The organism is Serratia sp. SA088, from assembly GCF_049065515.1.
Classification (GTDB): Bacteria; Pseudomonadota; Gammaproteobacteria; order Enterobacterales; family Enterobacteriaceae; genus Serratia; species Serratia nematodiphila.
Genome location: NZ_JBAKGW010000012.1, coordinates 103,303 through 120,179 on the forward strand (window position 1 = coordinate 103,303; position 16,877 = coordinate 120,179).

Annotated in this window: 15 protein-coding genes and 1 riboswitch; of the genes, 9 read left to right on the plus strand and 6 right to left on the minus strand. The window is 59.4% G+C overall.

The window, feature by feature from the left end:
• Positions 1–130: 130 nt before the first annotated feature.
• Complete coding sequence (gene argE, locus ACOWVD_RS23415; RefSeq protein ID WP_015379410.1) at positions 131–1,276, minus strand: acetylornithine deacetylase; 1,146 nt, start codon at positions 1,274–1,276, stop codon at positions 131–133.
• Positions 1,277–1,492: 216 nt separating this feature from the next.
• Here argE and argC point away from each other — a divergent pair, with 216 nt between their 5' ends.
• The 4 genes from argC (at position 1,493) to argH (ending at position 5,980) form a co-directional block, all read left to right on the plus strand.
• Positions 1,493–2,497, plus strand: a complete 1,005-nt coding sequence (gene argC, locus ACOWVD_RS23420) for an N-acetyl-gamma-glutamyl-phosphate reductase (protein WP_004931065.1) — start codon at positions 1,493–1,495, stop codon at positions 2,495–2,497.
• A 20-nt stretch (positions 2,498–2,517) separates the two neighbouring features.
• The gene (argB, locus tag ACOWVD_RS23425) at positions 2,518–3,291 is read left to right on the plus strand and encodes an acetylglutamate kinase (RefSeq protein WP_015379408.1); all 774 of its coding nucleotides are present in this window, start codon (positions 2,518–2,520) and stop codon (positions 3,289–3,291) included.
• A gap of 25 nt (positions 3,292–3,316) precedes the next feature.
• A complete protein-coding gene (locus tag ACOWVD_RS23430; protein WP_019452247.1) occupies positions 3,317–4,537 on the plus strand; it encodes an argininosuccinate synthase in 1,221 nt (406 codons plus the stop codon).
• A gap of 69 nt (positions 4,538–4,606) precedes the next feature.
• Positions 4,607–5,980 carry an argininosuccinate lyase gene (argH, locus tag ACOWVD_RS23435; protein ID WP_421105794.1) on the plus strand — a complete coding sequence of 458 codons (1,374 nt, stop codon included), beginning with the start codon at positions 4,607–4,609 and terminating at the stop codon, positions 5,978–5,980.
• Between the two features lie 36 nt (positions 5,981–6,016).
• On the opposite strand, the gene ACOWVD_RS23440 is transcribed toward argH, so the two are convergent.
• From ACOWVD_RS23440 to ACOWVD_RS23450, 3 genes are all read right to left on the minus strand, one after another.
• Entirely contained in the window at positions 6,017–6,343 is a 327-nt protein-coding gene (locus tag ACOWVD_RS23440; protein WP_019452249.1) for a type II toxin-antitoxin system HicB family antitoxin, read from the minus strand.
• Positions 6,344–6,525: 182 nt separating this feature from the next.
• A complete protein-coding gene (locus ACOWVD_RS23445; RefSeq protein ID WP_197764044.1) occupies positions 6,526–7,974 on the minus strand; it encodes a dihydrolipoyl dehydrogenase in 1,449 nt (482 codons plus the stop codon).
• Positions 7,975–8,045: 71 nt separating this feature from the next.
• Entirely contained in the window at positions 8,046–8,777 is a 732-nt protein-coding gene (locus tag ACOWVD_RS23450) for a glutathione peroxidase (protein ID WP_015379403.1), read from the minus strand.
• A 151-nt stretch (positions 8,778–8,928) separates the two neighbouring features.
• Between ACOWVD_RS23450 and oxyR the strand changes: the two genes are divergently transcribed.
• Positions 8,929–9,846, plus strand: a complete 918-nt coding sequence (gene oxyR, locus ACOWVD_RS23455) for a DNA-binding transcriptional regulator OxyR (protein ID WP_004931048.1) — start codon at positions 8,929–8,931, stop codon at positions 9,844–9,846.
• Here oxyR and sthA read toward each other — a convergent pair.
• Complete coding sequence (gene sthA / locus ACOWVD_RS23460; RefSeq protein WP_421105795.1) at positions 9,829–11,226, minus strand: Si-specific NAD(P)(+) transhydrogenase; 1,398 nt, start codon at positions 11,224–11,226, stop codon at positions 9,829–9,831. The two genes, oxyR and sthA, sit on opposite strands and share 18 nt — an antisense overlap.
• A gap of 218 nt (positions 11,227–11,444) precedes the next feature.
• Between sthA and fabR the strand changes: the two genes are divergently transcribed.
• Together fabR and ACOWVD_RS23470 are read left to right on the plus strand one after the other, a co-directional pair.
• Positions 11,445–12,077 carry an HTH-type transcriptional repressor FabR gene (gene fabR, locus ACOWVD_RS23465; RefSeq protein ID WP_004931044.1) on the plus strand — a complete coding sequence of 211 codons (633 nt, stop codon included), beginning with the start codon at positions 11,445–11,447 and terminating at the stop codon, positions 12,075–12,077.
• A gap of 15 nt (positions 12,078–12,092) precedes the next feature.
• On the plus strand, positions 12,093–12,464 hold the full coding sequence (locus ACOWVD_RS23470) for a YijD family membrane protein (RefSeq protein ID WP_004931042.1): 372 nt from the start codon (positions 12,093–12,095) through the stop codon (positions 12,462–12,464).
• Between the two features lie 34 nt (positions 12,465–12,498).
• Here the strand turns inward: ACOWVD_RS23470 and trmA are convergent, their stop codons facing one another.
• Positions 12,499–13,602 (minus strand): tRNA (uridine(54)-C5)-methyltransferase TrmA, encoded by a 1,104-nt coding sequence (gene trmA / locus ACOWVD_RS23475; protein ID WP_049299579.1) that lies wholly within the window; start codon positions 13,600–13,602, stop codon positions 12,499–12,501.
• A gap of 122 nt (positions 13,603–13,724) precedes the next feature.
• Positions 13,725–13,938, plus strand: a riboswitch (cobalamin riboswitch).
• A gap of 68 nt (positions 13,939–14,006) precedes the next feature.
• Here trmA and btuB point away from each other — a divergent pair.
• Together btuB and murI are read left to right on the plus strand one after the other, a co-directional pair.
• Complete coding sequence (btuB, locus tag ACOWVD_RS23480) at positions 14,007–15,878, plus strand: TonB-dependent vitamin B12 receptor BtuB (RefSeq protein ID WP_197764043.1); 1,872 nt, start codon at positions 14,007–14,009, stop codon at positions 15,876–15,878.
• A complete protein-coding gene (gene murI, locus ACOWVD_RS23485) occupies positions 15,823–16,686 on the plus strand; it encodes a glutamate racemase (RefSeq protein ID WP_164095851.1) in 864 nt (287 codons plus the stop codon). Before btuB ends, murI begins: the two co-directional genes overlap by 56 nt.
• Positions 16,687–16,877 lie beyond the last annotated feature (191 nt).

Here is a 16,877-nt window from a genome sequence, read left to right on the forward strand (position 1 = left end):
AACATCAAAATCGGCGCATTTTCTGAAATTTAATTACGGCGCGTCGGTTATCAGCACGGCTTATTTCGCCGTTTTCTACTTATTTTGAGTTAGGGGAAGCATAAAGCATTTCCCCTGTTAAATGTCGGGTTTATTGCCGGCAAAAGTGATTGACCAGCTGACCCAACAGTTTGCGCGTCGGTTCGATAAACGCGGTGTCGATGTACTCGTCCGGCTGGTGGGCCTGATCGATGGAGCCGGGGCCGAGCACCAGGGTCGGGCATACCTGTTGCACGAACGGCGCTTCGGTGCAGTAGTTGACCACCTGCGTGCGGGTGCCCAGCAGCTCCTCGATCACCGCCACCATGCGGTGGTCGGTCGGGCACTCGTAGCCCGGCACCGACGCGTGCAGCTCTTCGATGGTCAGGCGGCCCGGCCAGCGTTGGCTTACCGGCTCCAGCGCCTGATGCATCAGTTCGTTGATGTTGTCGAGCGTCATGCCGGGCAGCGGGCGGATATCCAGGTGCAGTTCGCAGCAGGCGCAGATGCGGTTGGCCGCGTCACCGCCGCTGATATGGCCGAAGTTCATGGTGGGATAAGGCACGGCGAACGCCGGGTTGTTGTAGCGCTCCTGCAGGGTCTTGCGCAGCTCCATCAGGCGGCCGATGGACTCGTGCATCAGATCGATGGCGTTGACGCCGCGCGCCGGATCGCTGGAGTGGCCGGACTGGCCGACGATGCGAATGGCGTTGGCCATGTGGCCCTTGTGCGCGCGCACCGGCTGCAGCGAGGTCGGCTCGCCGATGATGGCGAAATCCGGCCGAATGGCGGTGGAGGCGGCGAAATAACGCGCGCCGGCCATCGTCGTTTCTTCATCTGCGGTGGCTAAAATGTACAGCGGCTTGGTCAGCTTGCTCGCGTCGATATCGCGCACCGCATCCAGAATAAAGGCGAAGAAGCCTTTCATGTCGGCGGTGCCCAGCCCGTAGAGCTTGTTGTCGTGCTCGGTCAGGGTGAAGGGATCGCGCGTCCAGCGGCCTTCGTCGTAAGGCACCGTATCGGTGTGGCCGGCCAGCAGCAGGCCGCCGCTGCCTTCGCCGATGCTGGCCAGCAGGTTGAATTTGTGGCGCGACTCCGGCACCGGCTGCACGTCGACGCGAAAGCCCAGGTCGGCAAACCATCCGGCCAGCAAGTTGATTAACGCCTCATTGCTCTGATCGAGGCCGGCATCGGTGGCGCTGATTGACGGAGTGGCGATCAACGCCCGGTACAGCTCAATAAATGGAGGTAATTTCATCTTCACTGTTGACAGCCTTAGGTTAGGATAGTATCAATATTCATGCATTTATTTTGAATAAAAATACAGTAAGCCGAAGCGTAAGGGAACCCGATGCCCGGATGTTTATAAAAGCATCAACGCCTGGCTCCGTGGGTGAACGGCGCAACAACGCTGGCTAGCCCTGTTACCTGGGTCGCAAGCGACCGCACGTCAGTTTAGAAGGTGAAAGGCCACATGTTGAATACGCTGATCGTTGGTGCCAGCGGTTACGCCGGAGCGGAGCTCACGGCTTACCTGAATCGCCACCCACACATGAACATAACCGCTTTAGCGGTTTCAGCGCAAAGTGCAGATGCAGGAAAGTTGCTTTCCGATCTCCATCCCCAGTTGAAAGGCATCGTCGATCTGCCGCTGCAGCCGTTGACCGATGTCGCCAAGGCGGCGCAGGGCATCGACGTGGTGTTCCTCGCCACCGCTCATGAAGTCAGCCACGATATCGCACCGGCCTTCCTGGCGGCAGGCTGCGTGGTGTTCGATCTGTCCGGCGCCTTCCGCGTGCAGGACGCCGGTTTTTATACCCAGTACTACGGTTTCGAGCATCAGCATGGCGCCCTGCTGGAGCAGGCGGTGTACGGCCTGGCGGAGTGGCAGAGCGACAAGATCAAACAGGCGCAGCTGATCGCGGTGCCGGGCTGCTACCCGACGGCGGCGCAGCTGGCGCTGAAACCGTTGATCGAAAAGCAACTGCTGAACCTCGACCAGTGGCCGGTGATCAACGCCACCAGCGGCGTCAGCGGCGCCGGGCGCAAGGCCAGCATGACCACCAGTTTCTGCGAAGTGAGCCTGCAGCCGTACGGTATTTTCACTCACCGGCACCAGCCGGAGATCGCCGCGCACCTGGGCGTGCCGGTCATCTTTACGCCGCACCTGGGCAATTTCCCGCGCGGCATTCTTGAAACCATCACCTGCCGCCTGAAAGCCGGCGTAACCGCGCAGGACGTGGCCGCCGCCTATCATGCCGCCTATGACGACAAGCCGCTGGTGCGGCTGTACGACCAGGGCGTGCCGGCGCTGAAAGCGGTGGTGGGGCTGCCGTTCTGCGACATCGGTTTTGCGGTGCAGGGCGAGCATCTGATCGCCGTGGCGGCGGAAGATAACCTGCTGAAAGGCGCGGCGGCGCAGGCGGTGCAATGCCTGAATATCCGTTTCGGCTTCCCGGAAACCCAATCACTCCTTTAAACCAGCGTGAGTAAACAGCAATGAACCCGTTAATTATCAAGTTAGGTGGCGTGTTATTAGACAGTGAAGAAGCGCTGGAGCGTCTGTTTACCGCGTTGGACAGCTATCGGCAGCAGCATCAGCGTCCGCTGGTGATCGTGCACGGCGGCGGCTGCGTGGTGGACGAGCTGATGAAGCAGCTCGCTTTACCTGTGGTGAAAAAGAACGGCCTGCGCGTCACGCCGGCCGATCAGATCGACATCATCACCGGCGCGCTGGCCGGCACCGCCAACAAAACGCTGCTGGCGTGGGCGATTAAGCATCAAATCAACGCCGTTGGCCTGAGCCTGGCGGACGGCGGCAGCGCAGTCGTGACCCAACTCGATCCGGCATTGGGCCACGTCGGCAACGCGCAGCCCGGCTCGCCCGCGCTGCTCAATACCCTGCTGGGCGCCGGCTACCTGCCGGTTATCAGCTCCATCGGCATCACCGCCGAAGGGCAGTTAATGAACGTGAACGCCGATCAGGCGGCGACGGCGCTGGCGGCGACGCTGGGGGCGGATCTGATCCTGCTGTCGGACGTCAGCGGCATCCTCGACGGCAAGGGCCAACGCATTGCGGAAATGACGGCGCAAAAAGCGGAACAACTGATCGCGCAAGGCATCATCACCGATGGTATGGTGGTGAAGGTGAATGCGGCGCTCGACGCCGCCCGCACCCTCGGCCGCCCGGTGGATATCGCCAGCTGGCGCCATGCCGATCAGCTTCCTGCTTTGTTTAACGGCGTGTCGATTGGCACCCGGATCCTCGCTTAATTTTAGAATTAGAAAGGAATAGATCATGCAAAACCAAGGCATCAAAAAAATCGTTCTGGCGTACTCCGGCGGCCTGGATACCTCGGCCATCATTCCATGGCTGAAAGAGAACTACGGCGGCTGTGAAGTGGTGGCGTTCGTGGCGGACATCGGCCAGGAGCGCAGCGATCTGGAAGGCGTGGAGCAAAAAGCCCTGCAGTCCGGTGCCTCTGAATGTCACGTGGTCGATCTGCGTGAAGAATTTATCCGCGATTACGTTTATCCGGTGCTGCAGACCGGCGCCCTGTACGAAGGCAGCTACCTGCTGGGCACCTCAATGGCGCGGCCGATCATCGCCAAGGCGCAGGTCGAGTTGGCGTTGAAAGTGGGCGCGGACGCGCTGTGCCACGGCGCAACCGGCAAAGGCAACGATCAGGTGCGTTTCGAAACCACCTACACCGCGCTGGCGCCGCAGCTGAAAGTGGTAGCGCCGTGGCGCGAGTGGAACCTGCGTTCCCGTGAAGCGCTGCTGGATTACCTGAAAGAGCGCAATATCCCGACCACCGCATCGCTGGAGAAAATCTACAGCCGCGATGAGAACGCCTGGCACATCTCCACCGAAGGCGGCGTGCTGGAAAGCCCGTGGAACGCGCCAAATAAGGATTGCTGGGTATGGACCGTCGATCCGCAGGAAGCGCCGGACCAGCCTGAGCAGGTGACCGTCACCGTCGAGAAAGGCCGCGTCGTGGCGGTTAACGGTAAAGCGCTGTCGCCGTACCAGTGCCTGGAAACCCTGAACGCGCTGGGCGCCAAGCACGGCGTCGGCCGGATCGACATCGTGGAAAACCGTCTGGTGGGCATCAAATCCCGCGGCTGCTATGAGACCCCGGGGGGCACCATCATGGTGGCGGCGCTGCGCGCCGTCGAGCAGCTGGTGCTGGACCGCGACAGCTTCAAATGGCGCGAGCAGCTGGGCCTGGAGATGTCCTATGTGGTGTACGACGGCCGTTGGTTCGCGCCGCTGCGCCGCTCGCTGCAGGCTTCTGCCGAAGCATTGGCTGAAGAGGTGAACGGCGAAGTGGTGCTGCAGCTGTACAAAGGCCAGGTGACGGCGACCCAGAAAAAATCCGCCAACAGCCTGTACTCCGAAGAGTTCGCCACCTTCGGCGAAGACGAAGTTTACGATCACAGCCACGCGGGCGGCTTTATCCGCCTGTTCTCTCTGTCTTCACGCATCCGCGCGTTGAACGAGAAAAAGAATAAATAACCGATTGGCGTGACTCTGCAAGGGCGCAGCATGCTGCGCCCTTTCGCATAAAAATTCAGGAGTAAAGGTATGGCACTTTGGGGCGGACGGTTCACTCAGGCGGCGGATCAGCGGTTCAAGCAACTCAACGATTCGCTGCGGTTCGATTATCGCCTGGCGGAGCAAGATATCGTGGGCTCGGTGGCCTGGTCGAAGGCGCTGGTGACCGTTAACGTGTTGACGGCAACGGAGCAACAGCAGCTGGAGCAGGCGCTGAATGCCTTGCTGACGGAAGTCCAGGCCGATCCTTTGGCGATCGTCCAAAGCGATGCCGAAGACATCCACAGCTGGGTGGAGCAGAAGCTGATCGAGAAGGTCGGCGATTTGGGCAAGAAGCTGCACACCGGCCGCAGCCGCAACGATCAGGTCGCGACCGATCTGAAGCTGTGGTGCAAACAGCAGATAGGCGATCTGCATCAGGCGATCGTCCAGCTGCAGCAGGCGCTGGTGGAGACCGCCGAAGCTAACCAGGATGCGGTGATGCCGGGGTATACCCACCTGCAACGCGCGCAGCCGGTGACTTTCGCGCACTGGTGCCTGGCCTATGTCGAGATGCTGGCGCGCGATGAAAGCCGCCTGCAGGATACCCTGAAACGGCTGGACGTCAGCCCGCTGGGCAGCGGCGCGCTGGCCGGCACTGCTTATCCTATCGATCGCGAGCAACTGGCCAGCTGGCTGGGCTTCGCCTCGGCGACCCGCAACAGCCTGGACAGCGTATCCGATCGCGATCACGTGTTGGAACTGCTGTCCAACGCCGCCATCAGCATGGTGCACCTGTCGCGCTTCGCCGAAGATCTGATCTTCTTCAACAGCGGCGAGGCGGCGTTTGTCGAGCTGTCCGATCGCGTGACCTCCGGCTCTTCGTTGATGCCGCAGAAGAAAAACCCGGACGCGCTGGAGCTGATCCGCGGCAAGTGCGGCCGCGTACAGGGCGCGCTGACCGGCATGATGATGACGCTGAAAGGCCTGCCGCTGGCGTACAACAAAGACATGCAGGAAGACAAAGAAGGGTTGTTCGACGCGCTCGACACCTGGATGGACTGCCTGCAGATGGCGGCGCTGGTGCTGGACGGCATTCAGGTGAAGCGCCCGCGCTGCCAGGAAGCGGCGGAGCAGGGCTATGCCAACGCCACCGAGCTGGCGGATTACCTGGTCGCCAAGGGCGTGCCATTCCGCGAAGCGCACCATATCGTCGGTGAGGCAGTGGTAGAAGCGATTCGCCAGGGCAAACCGCTGGAAGCGCTGCCGCTGGCGGATTTGCAGCAGTTCAGCGCGACGATCGCTGACGATGTCTACCCGATCCTGGCGTTGCAATCCTGCCTGGACAAACGTGCGGCCAAAGGCGGCGTTGCGCCGCAGCAGGTCGCCGCGGCAATCGCCGCAGCGAAACAGCGTTTGGCTTGACGACGACAAGGGCGGCCTGGCGCCGCCCTTGAACCTCTACCCCGCCAGGCGGGCGCAGAGATAACGGTTCAGGCTCACGCCTTCCTCCATCGCGCCAATCGCCAGCCGGCGATGCTGTTCCGGCGTCATGCGCAACACCAGTTTTCCGCTGAAGTTCTTTTCCGCCAGCGCCTGCGGCGGCGTTTCGCCTTGCGCCAGCATATCGGCGATCGTTTCGCTCACGACTTTCTCGATACCCTCCAATGCGCCGGTACGCGTGGCGGCCAGCCAGGAAAGCGAGGGGAATTCGGCGCACAGCCCGACATATTCACGATCTTCCGCTGACCAGGTGATGCGATAGGTATAGTGTTCATGCTTTTCCATGTTCTTCTTCCATTCTGGCTCCTTCCTTCATTTTAGTATCTATATTGATATCAATTCAATGTCGGAGCATAAAAAATGAGCGCAGGAGGGCCGTGAGGCAAGAGGAGGGAGGCAAATGTGGAAAGTGCTGCGCAAAAAAACCGGGCCTGAAGGCCCGGTGGGTATGAACGGAGAATGGGAGGTTATTCGCCCGGGCAGCGCTGGCAGCGCTCGATTTCGGCCGCGCCGAGTTTGAGCTTCGCCTGCAGGTCGCGCAGCGCGGTGCGCAAGCCTTCTTCGATCACTGGATGATAGAACGGCATGTCCAGCATCTGATCGACGGTCATCTGCTGCTGGTGCGCCCAGGCCAACAGGTGCGCAATGTGTTCGGCGTCCGGGCCGATCATTTCCGCACCGAGGAAACGGCCGGTGCCCTGTTCGCCGTAAACGTGCAGAACGCCCTTGTTGCGCAGCATCACCCGAGAGCGGCCCTGATTCTCAAACGAGACCTTGCCCACTTCAAAACAGCCGCAGGCGCTGAACTTCTCGCTCAGCTCGCGGAAGGTCGAGCCGACCATGGCGATCTGCGGATCGGAGAACACCACCGAAATCGCGCTGCGGCGCAGACCCGGATTGATCTCCGGGAAACTGCCGGCGTTGGCGCCGGCGATACGCGCCTGATCGCTGGCTTCATGCAGCAGCGGCAGCTGATTGCTGGCGTCGCCGGCGATGAAGATATGCGGCACGCTGGTTTGCATCGTCAGGCGGTCGGCTAGCGGCACGCCTCGGGCGTCGAGCTGCAGGCCGGTGTTCTCGAGGCCCAGCCGATCGACGTTGGGGCGGCGGCCGGTGGCGGCCAGCACGTAGTCCACCAGGATCTCCTGCGGTTGGCCCTGCAGATCCTGATAGCGGATAAATACTTTATCGCCCTCGCGCTGCATCATCTCTACCTTCACGTCGGCGTCGAGATAGAACTCGTCCCCCAGCGCTTTGGCGGCGTAGTCGCGCACGGCGCTGTCGGTGAGCGGCCCGACGGCGCCGCCGATGCCAAAGACCTTGGTGTCGACGCCGAGGCGGTGCAGCGCTTGCCCCAGTTCCAGCCCGATGACGCCGGGGCCGAATACCGCTACGGACTGCGGCAAATCATCCCAGTTGAACAGATCGTCGTTGACGATCAGGCGATCGCCCAGCTCGTTCCACGGCGCCGGCCAGCTGGGGCGGGAGCCGGTGGCGATCACGATGCGCTGCGCCACAATGCGCGTATGGTCATCGACCTGCAGCGTGTTGTCGTCGATAAAGCGGGCATAGCCCTGAATTTTGTCGCCGGCCGGGATCTCGTCCACACCTTCCAGCACGAAGCCGACGAAACGATCGCGTTCGCGTTTGACGCGCGCCATCACCTCGCGCCCGTCGATGCGCGTTTTGCCGGTTGGGTGCACGCCAAAGCCCGGTGCACGTTCGATTTGATGCACCGCTTCGGCGGCGGCGATCAATAATTTGGATGGCATGCAGCCAACGCGCGCACAGGTGGTGCCATAAGGCCCACCTTCGATCATCACCACGCTGGGGGTAGACAGTTTGGCCGCTCGGTAGGCGCCGAGCCCTGCGGTGCCGCCGCCGATGACCGCGACATCAACGTTCAACAGTTTCATATCCGCTCCTGAAAGGTAAAAAAAGGCGGGCCGTAGCCCGCCAAAGTTCACGTTGGCTTTGTTATTACTTATTAAGCTGACAGGAAGGTTTCCAGATCGTCGCTGCCGCCGATGTGACGGCCGCCGATGAATACCTGCGGCACCGTGGCGCGGCCGCTGACGGCGCGCAGGCTGACGGTGGTGGCGTCTTTGCCCAGCACGATCTCTTCATACTGAATGCCGCGCTCTTGCAGCATCTGCTTGGCTTTGGCGCAGAATGGGCAGCCCGGTTTGGTGAATAGGGAGACCGATTCCTGCACTTTGAATTCCGGCGCCAGGTATTTCAGCATGGTATCGGCGTCGGACACTTCAAACGGGTCGCCCGGCTTGTTCGGCTCGACAAACATTTTCTCGACCACGCCGTTGCGCACCAGCATCGAGTAGCGCCATGAGCGAGGGCCAAAGCCCAGATCCGCTTTCTCGACCAGCATGTTCATGCCTTTGGTGAATTCACCGTTGCCGTCCGGCACGAAGGTGATGTTTTCCGCATGTTGGTCGGCTTTCCAGGCGTTCATCACGAAGGTGTCGTTCACCGAGACGCACAGAATGCTGTCGACGCCGTGTTGTTTGAATACGCTGGACAGCTCGTTGTAACGCGGCAGATGGCTTGAAGAGCAGGTCGGCGTAAACGCGCCCGGCAGCGAGAACACGATAACGGTTTTGTTTTTGAACAGGTCATCAGTGGTCACATCAATCCATTGGTCGCCCTGACGGGTGTGGAAAGTAACCTGAGGAACTTTCTTGCCTTCTTGACTGGTAAACATTGATTAACCCCTTAATTAGGAAAAGTAATTTTTAGCATTTAGCGCGATATCGCTTCGTTGGGACACATTATTGTCGCTGGGGCTTGATAGATCTAATCGCTCATTGCTATCTTATCTATCGCCATGAGCTATCATGGATTGGAGGGAAACAATGAACATTCGTGATTTAGAGTATCTGGTCGCCTTGGCTGAGCACCGGCACTTCCGCCGTGCGGCCGATTCATGCCATGTGAGCCAGCCCACGCTGAGCGGGCAGATCCGCAAGCTGGAAGACGAGTTGGGCGTCATGCTGCTCGAGCGCACCAGCCGCAAGGTGCTGTTCACCCAGGCGGGTCTGTTGCTGGTGGAGCAGGCGCGTACCGTGCTGCGCGAAGTGAAAGTGTTGAAGGAGATGGCCAGCCAGCAGGGCGAAGCCATGTCCGGGCCGCTGCACATCGGCCTGATCCCGACCGTGGGGCCTTATCTGCTGCCGCAGATCATCCCGACGCTGCACAAAACCTTCCCGAAACTGGAAATGTACCTGCACGAAGCGCAAACCCACCAACTGCTGGCGCAACTCGACAGCGGCAAACTGGACTGCGCCATTCTGGCGTTGGTGAAGGAAACCGAGGCGTTTATCGAAGTGCCTCTGTTCGATGAACCGATGAAGCTGGCGGTGTATTCCGATCACCCGTGGGCGCAGCGCGAGCGCGTGGCGATGCCGGATTTAGCGGGAGAGAAGCTGCTGATGCTGGAAGATGGCCACTGCCTGCGCGATCAGGCGATGGGTTTCTGCTTCCAGGCGGGCGCGGACGAAGATACTCACTTCCGCGCCACCAGTCTGGAAACGTTGCGCAATATGGTCGCTGCCGGCAGCGGCATTACCCTGCTGCCGTCACTGGCGGTGCCGCCGCAGCGCGAACGCGACGGCGTGTGCTATCTGGATTGCTACAAGCCGGAACCGAAGCGCACCATCGCGTTGGTGTATCGCCCCGGTTCCCCACTGCGCAGCCGTTATGAGCAGTTGGCCGAAGCGATCCGCGAGCACATGCAGGGCTACATCGACAGCACGTTAAAACAGGCGGTTTAAGCCGTTAAGCGCCGCCACCCGGTAGGCTTCGGCCATGGTCGGATAGTTGAAGGTCGTATTAACGAAATACTCGATGGTATTGCCTTCACCTTTCTGTTCCATGATCGCCTGACCGATGTGGATGATCTCCGCCGCACGCTCGCCGAAGCAGTGGATCCCGAGGATCTGCAGGGTGTCGCGATGGAACAGTATCTTCAGGCTGCCGACGTTCATCCCGGCGATCTGCGCGCGTGCCAAATGCTTGAACTGGGCGCGGCCCACTTCATACGGCACTTTCATCGCGGTCAGTTCCTGCTCGGTTTTGCCGACGGAGCTGATTTCCGGAATGGTGTAGATGCCGGTCGGGATATCTTCGATTAGGTGGCCGCTGGCTTCGCCGGAAGCGATCGCCTGTGCCGCGATGCGGCCCTGATCATAGGCGGCGGAAGCCAGGCTCGGATAGCCGATCACGTCACCGACCGCATAAATGTGCGACAGCGCGGTTTGATACATGCTGTTCACTTTCAGCAGCCCGCGGCTGTCCGACTCCAGACCAACGTTCTCCAACCCCAACGAATCGGTGTTGCCGGTACGGCCGTTGGCGTACAGCAGGCAGTCCGCTTTCACCTTCTTGCCGGACTTCAGGTGCACGATCACGCCGTCTTCGGTGCCTTCGATCTTCTCGAATTCTTCGTTGTGGCGGATCACCACGCCGTTGTTCCAGAAGTGGTAAGAGAGCGAATCCGACATCTCCTGATCGAGGAACGCCAGCAGCCGATCGCGGGTGTTGATCAGATCCACCTTGACGTTCAGGCCGCGGAAGATGGACGCATATTCGCAGCCGATCACCCCGGCGCCGTAAATGATCACGTGGCGCGGTTCATGGCTCAGCTCGAGAATGGAGTCGCTGTCGTAGATGCGCGGGTGATTGAAATCGACGCTGGCCGGATGGTAAGGGCGCGAGCCGCAGGCGATCACGATGTGGTCGGCGCGGATGGTGTCCTGGGTGCCGTCCATGTAGCTGACGCTGACGGTGTTGGCGTCGATGAAGCACGCGTCGCCGGCGAACAGCTTGCACTGGTTCCGCTCATAGAACCCTTGGCGCATGCGGGTCTGCTGGCTGATGACGTTATCGGCGTGGCGTAAAATGTCAGGGAAGGTCGCGCTAAGCGTGCGCGAATTGTTGTAAAGCGGGTTCTGGTTGAATTCGATAATGCGGCTGACGGCGTGGCGGAGGGCTTTGGAAGGGATGGTGCCCCAATGGGTACATCCGCCGCCTACGTTGTTGTACCGTTCGATAACGGCCACACGGGCGCCCTGTTTCACCAGCCCCATGGCGGCACCTTCACCACCAGGGCCCGAGCCAATCACTATGGCATCAAATTGATAGTGCTGTTGCATGTAGGAGAGACCTGTTTTTTTATACAAGATTACAACGGTATCTTAACATCATAGCGCTGCTCACCCAATCACCATTAGGCTTTTTGAGTCAAAGCACAATCGGCTCAGGGCGGAAGTGTGATAGAGCGCGTTAGTATAAATGCTGTTGCAATAAAATTTGCTATATTGCCGAGTCTAGGGCGTTAGACTGAGAGAATGGAACCTATCCGGATATGCATATGGGCGTCAGAGCACAACAAAAAGAACGGACTCGTCGTTCCCTGATCGAAGCCGCATTCAGCCAGCTGAGCGCCGAACGCAGCTTCGCCAGCCTGAGCCTGCGGGAAGTTTCACGCGAGGCGGGCATCGCGCCCACGTCGTTTTATCGCCATTTCCGCGATGTGGACGAGCTGGGGCTGACCATGGTGGATGAAAGCGGCCTGATGCTGCGTCAGTTGATGCGCCAGGCGCGACAACGCATCGCCAAGGGCGGCAGCGTGATCCGCACCTCGGTGTCCACCTTTATGGAATTTATCGGCAACAACCCGAACGCCTTCCGCCTGCTGCTGCGCGAGCGCTCCGGCACGTCGGCGGCATTTCGTGCGGCGGTGGCGCGCGAGATCCAGCATTTCATCGCCGAACTGGCGGACTACCTCGAGTTGGAAAACCACATGCCGCGCAGCTTTACCGAAGCGCAGGCGGAAGCGATGGTCACCATCGTGTTCAGCGCCGGCGCGGAAGCGCTGGATATCGACGTCGAGCAGCGGCAGCAGCTGGAAGAACGGCTGGTGCTGCAGCTGCGGATGATCTCCAAAGGGGCGTATTACTGGTATCGTCGCGAACAAGAAAAAGCTTCTGTGTCCCACGTATAAAAAAGGTAAAAAATGATGGAAAAACCAGGCCGTGAAAATGGCACCTTACTGCTGGCGTTGATTGCCGGCCTTTCGATCAACGGTTCCTTTGCCGCGCTGTTCAGCTCGGTGGTGCCGTTTTCGATCTTCCCGCTGATCGCGTTGGTGCTGGCGGTGTACTGTCTGCATCAGCGTTACCTGAACCGCGCCATGCCGGACGGCATGCCGAAGCTGGCGGCGGCCTGCTTCCTGCTGGGGCTGTTGATGTACAGCGCCATCGTGCGCGCCGAATACCCGCAGATTGGCTCCAACTTCCTGCCGTCGGTGATCTGTGTGGCGCTGGTGCTGTGGATCGGGGTCAAGCTGAAGGCGCGCAAGGCGCTGGATGCGCCGACTCAAGAGCCGTAATGAAACGGGGCGCCATCATGGCGCCCCTGTCGTATCAGCGGTGTTTTTCCAGCAACACGCCGCATTCCATGTGGTGGGTATACGGGAACTGGTCGAACAGCGCCAGGCGGCTGACCCGGTGCGTGGCCTGCAGCGTTTCCAGGTTGGCGCACAGCGTTTCCGGATTGCATGAAATATACAGAATGCGCGGGTAAGCCTGCACCATCTTCACCGTTTCCGCGTCCAGCCCGCTGCGCGGCGGATCGACGAAAATCGTCTCGCAGTTGTAGCCGCTCAGATCGATGCCTTTCAACCGGTTGAATTCGCGTACTCCGTTCATCGCCTGAGTGAAGTCTTCTGCCGCCATGCGGATGATTTGCACATTGTCGATATGGTTGGCGGCGATGTTGTACTGCGCCGCCGCCACCGACGGCTTGGCGATCTCGGTCGCCAGCACGCGCTCGAAATTGCGCGCCAACGCCAGCGAGAAGTTGCCGTTGCCGCAGTACAGCTCCAGTAAATCGCCTTTGGAACCGGCGGTGACCGCCAGCGCCCATTCCAGCATCTGTACGTTCATGGCCGCGTTGGGTTGAGTAAAGCTGTTTTCCACCTGGCGATAGATCATATCGCGGCCGGCGACCGTCAGCACTTCGTCAACATAATCCTGGTCGAGCATGATTTTGGTCTTCGACGCCCGGCCGATCAACTGCAGGTCGAAACCCTGCGCGCGCAGCTCGTCGCGCAGTTGCTCGGCGCGCTGCTGCCAAGCTTCATCCAGCTTGCGGTGGTACAGCAGCGAGGCGATGATTTTACCGCTTTGCGTCGACAGATAATCGATCTGGAACAGCTTGTGACGCAGGATCGGCTCCGGTTTCAGCGCGGCGATCAGGGCGCTCATCAGGCGGTTGATCAGTTCGCTGGCGGCCGGGAATTGATCGACGCGAATACGCTGCTTGGTCTGCTGATCGAACATGATGTGGTACATGTCGTCCGCGTCGTGCCAGATGCGGAACTCGGCGCGCATGCGGTAGTGGTCGACTGGCGAGCGGAACACTTCCGGCTCGGGCGCCGCGAACGGTGACATCAACGTCTTCAGGCGGGCGACTTTCTCCGCCAGTTGGTCATCGTAACGTTCAATAGGCAAATTCTCGGGCGTCATGTGTTTCTTCTCGTCAGGCAAATTTGATCAGCGGGGATTGTAGGGAATCAGCCCGTGAAGTCCAGTTTTGTCGCGTTTATTATTTGTAACATTAGTAGCAGTCTAGACATCTATTTGCATTGATCGTAGCATTGCCGTCCGGCCTCAAGCAGCGAGTGAAAAGGGAATCCGGTGTGAATCCGGAGCTGACGCGCAGCGGTAAGGGGAAGTCACGGCGATAGCGTTTCGACGCAGACACTGTCCATTGCAGGATGGGAAGTCATCGCCCGTTGCCGGTCGCGCCCCGCGGCCCGCAAATCCCAAGCCCGAAGACCTGCCGGTGTTACGTCGCAATGTCCGTGGCCGTCGCGAACTACCGGCCATGATCCTGCGGCATCCGCCAATTAAGTTTGGATGCTTTTCTCATGACAATTACAAAAAATACGCTGCTGGCGGTGGTCTCTTCCGTCACGGCTTTTTCTGGATGGGCGCAAGACAACACCACAGCCACGAATGGTGATAACCTGGTGGTTACCGCCAACCGTTTCCCGCAGCCGGTTTCTTCCGTGCTGGCGCCGACCACCATCGTCACCCGTAACGATATCGATCGCTGGCAGGCCAAGAGCCTGACCGACGTGATGCGCCGTTTGCCGGGCGTGGACGTTGGCCAAAACGGCGGGTTGGGGCAAAAGAGCTCGCTGTTTATTCGCGGCACCAACTCCAGCCACGTGCTGGTGCTAATTGACGGCATTCGCCTTAATCAGGCGGGCGTCAGCGGCTCTTCTGACCTTAGCCAAATCCCGATTTCGTTGGTGCAGAAAGTCGAATACATCCGCGGCCCGCGCTCGGCGGTATACGGTTCCGACGCCATCGGCGGCGTAGTCAACATCATTACCACCCGCGAAAAGAACGGCACGACGCTGGCTGCCGGCGTCGGCTCCAACGGCTATCAATCCTATGACGCGTCGACTCAACAGCCGCTGGGCGACAGCACCGTGGCGACGGTGGCGGGTGACTACACCTACACCAAAGGGTATGACGTGGTGGCCTACGGCAGCACCGGCATGCAAAGCCAACAGGATCGCGATGGCTTTATGAGTAAGTTGCTGTATGGTGCGCTTGAGCACCAGTTCAGCGAGTCGGTCAGCGGTTTTGTGCGCGGGTATGGTTACGACAACCGCACGGCGTATGATAGTTATTATTCCTCACCGACCAGCTCTCTGCTGGATACGCGCAAACTGTATAGCCAAACCTGGGATACCGGATTGCGCTATAAAGAAGGCATTTACGCAACACAAGTGATTGGCAGCTACAGCCATAGCAAGGATTACGATTACGATCCTCGCCTCGGCATGCATGACAGCTCGGCCAGCCTGGTGGATTCCGAACAGTACAACCTGCAGTGGGGCAATACGCTGCAGGTTGGACAGGGTACCGTAAGCTCTGGCGTCGACTGGCAGCAACAGAAAATCAAACCGGATTCCACCACCGTGAAGGGTGAAAAAAGCCAACGTGATGCAGGCATTTATCTGACCGCGCAGCAACTGGTTGGCCCGGTAACGCTGGAAGGTGCGGTTCGAGGTGACGATCATTCCGAGTTTGGCTGGCATGGCACCTGGCAAACCAGCGCGGCCTGGGAGTTCGTCGAGGGATACCGTTTTATCGCGTCGTATGGCACGGCGTTCAAAGCACCGAATATGAGCCAGCTATACGGCAACTTCGGTAACAACACCGATCTGAAACCGGAAGAAAGCAAGCAGTGGGAAGGTGGCTTTGAAGGGCTGACCGGCCCGGTGACCTGGCGCATCTCCGGTTATCGCAACGACATCGACAATTTGATCGATTCCACGGGGGAAACCAACTACGTCTATTACAACGTGGGTAAGGCGACCATCAAAGGGATTGAAGCTACGGCCTCGTTTGATACCGGCCCATTGACGCATCAGATTGGTTATGACTATGTCGATCCTCGCAACGCCAAGACCAATGAAGTGCTGCTGCGGCGCGCCAAGCAGCAGGTGAAATATGAGCTGGACTGGCAGCTGTATGACTTTGACTGGGCGGTGACTTATCAATATCTGGGTCAACGTTATGACAAGGATTACAGTACCTATCCGGAACAAAGCGTTAAACTTGGCGGCGTGAGTCTGTGGGATCTCGCAGTTTCGTATCCGGTCACATCTCATCTGACAGTTCGTGGTAGAATTGCCAACCTGTTTGATAAAGATTATGAGACGGCCTATGGCTACGCTACTCCAGGAAGAGAATACTACCTCACTGGAAGCTATACCTTCTAACAGCACCGCCACACCTCGCCCGACGGTGCTGGTTTTTGATTCCGGCGTCGGCGGGCTGTCGGTGTATCAGGAGATTCGGCAGTTGCTGCCGGATCTCCACTATATATACGCGTTCGACAACGTGGCGTTCCCCTACGGCGAGAAGTCCGAAGAGTTTATCGTTGGGCGCGTGCTGGAGATTGTCGGCGCGGTGCAGCAGCGTCATCCTCTGGCGATTGTCGTCATCGCCTGCAACACCGCCAGCACGGTCTCCTTGCCGGCCCTGCGCGAGCGTTTCAGTTTCCCGGTCGTGGGCGTGGTCCCCGCCATCAAACCGGCGGCTCGTCTTACCGTCAACGGCATTGTCGGCCTGTTGGCGACCCGCGGCACCGTACAGCGCAGCTATACCCATGAGCTGATTTCCCGGTTCGCCACCGATTGCAAGATTGAGCTGCTGGGCTCTTCTGAACTGGTGGAGCTGGCGGAAGCCAAGCTGCATGGCGAAGCCGTGCCGCTGCCGGTGCTGAAGAAGATCCTGCATCCGTGGCTGAGCATGCGCGAGCCGCCGGATACGGTCGTGCTGGGCTGCACCCATTTTCCTCTGTTATCTGAAGAGCTGATGCAGGTGTTGCCGGAAGGCACCCGATTGGTGGATTCCGGCGCGGCGATTGCCCGCCGCACCGCCTGGCTCATCTCTACGCAGGAAAGCCTGGTCTCGAGCCAGGAAGAGAATCTGGCGTATTGCATGGCGTTAAATGAAGATACTGACGCTTTATTGCCCGTTTTGCAGGGCTACGGCTTTAAATCGTTGAAAAAACTGCCGCTTTAACGGTGTTTTGGTTAAACATTCAACGGTCGGAAAAAATATTGAAATTAGGGGTTGCGGCCTGCCGAGAACTCCCTATAATGCGCCTCCACTGACCGGGAACAACGACTGACAAGCCGCCGGGTCAGCGAGAAGAAAGCGAAATAAACGCTTGACTCTCCGGGCGAAAAGCGTAGTATACGCAGCCCGCGCCG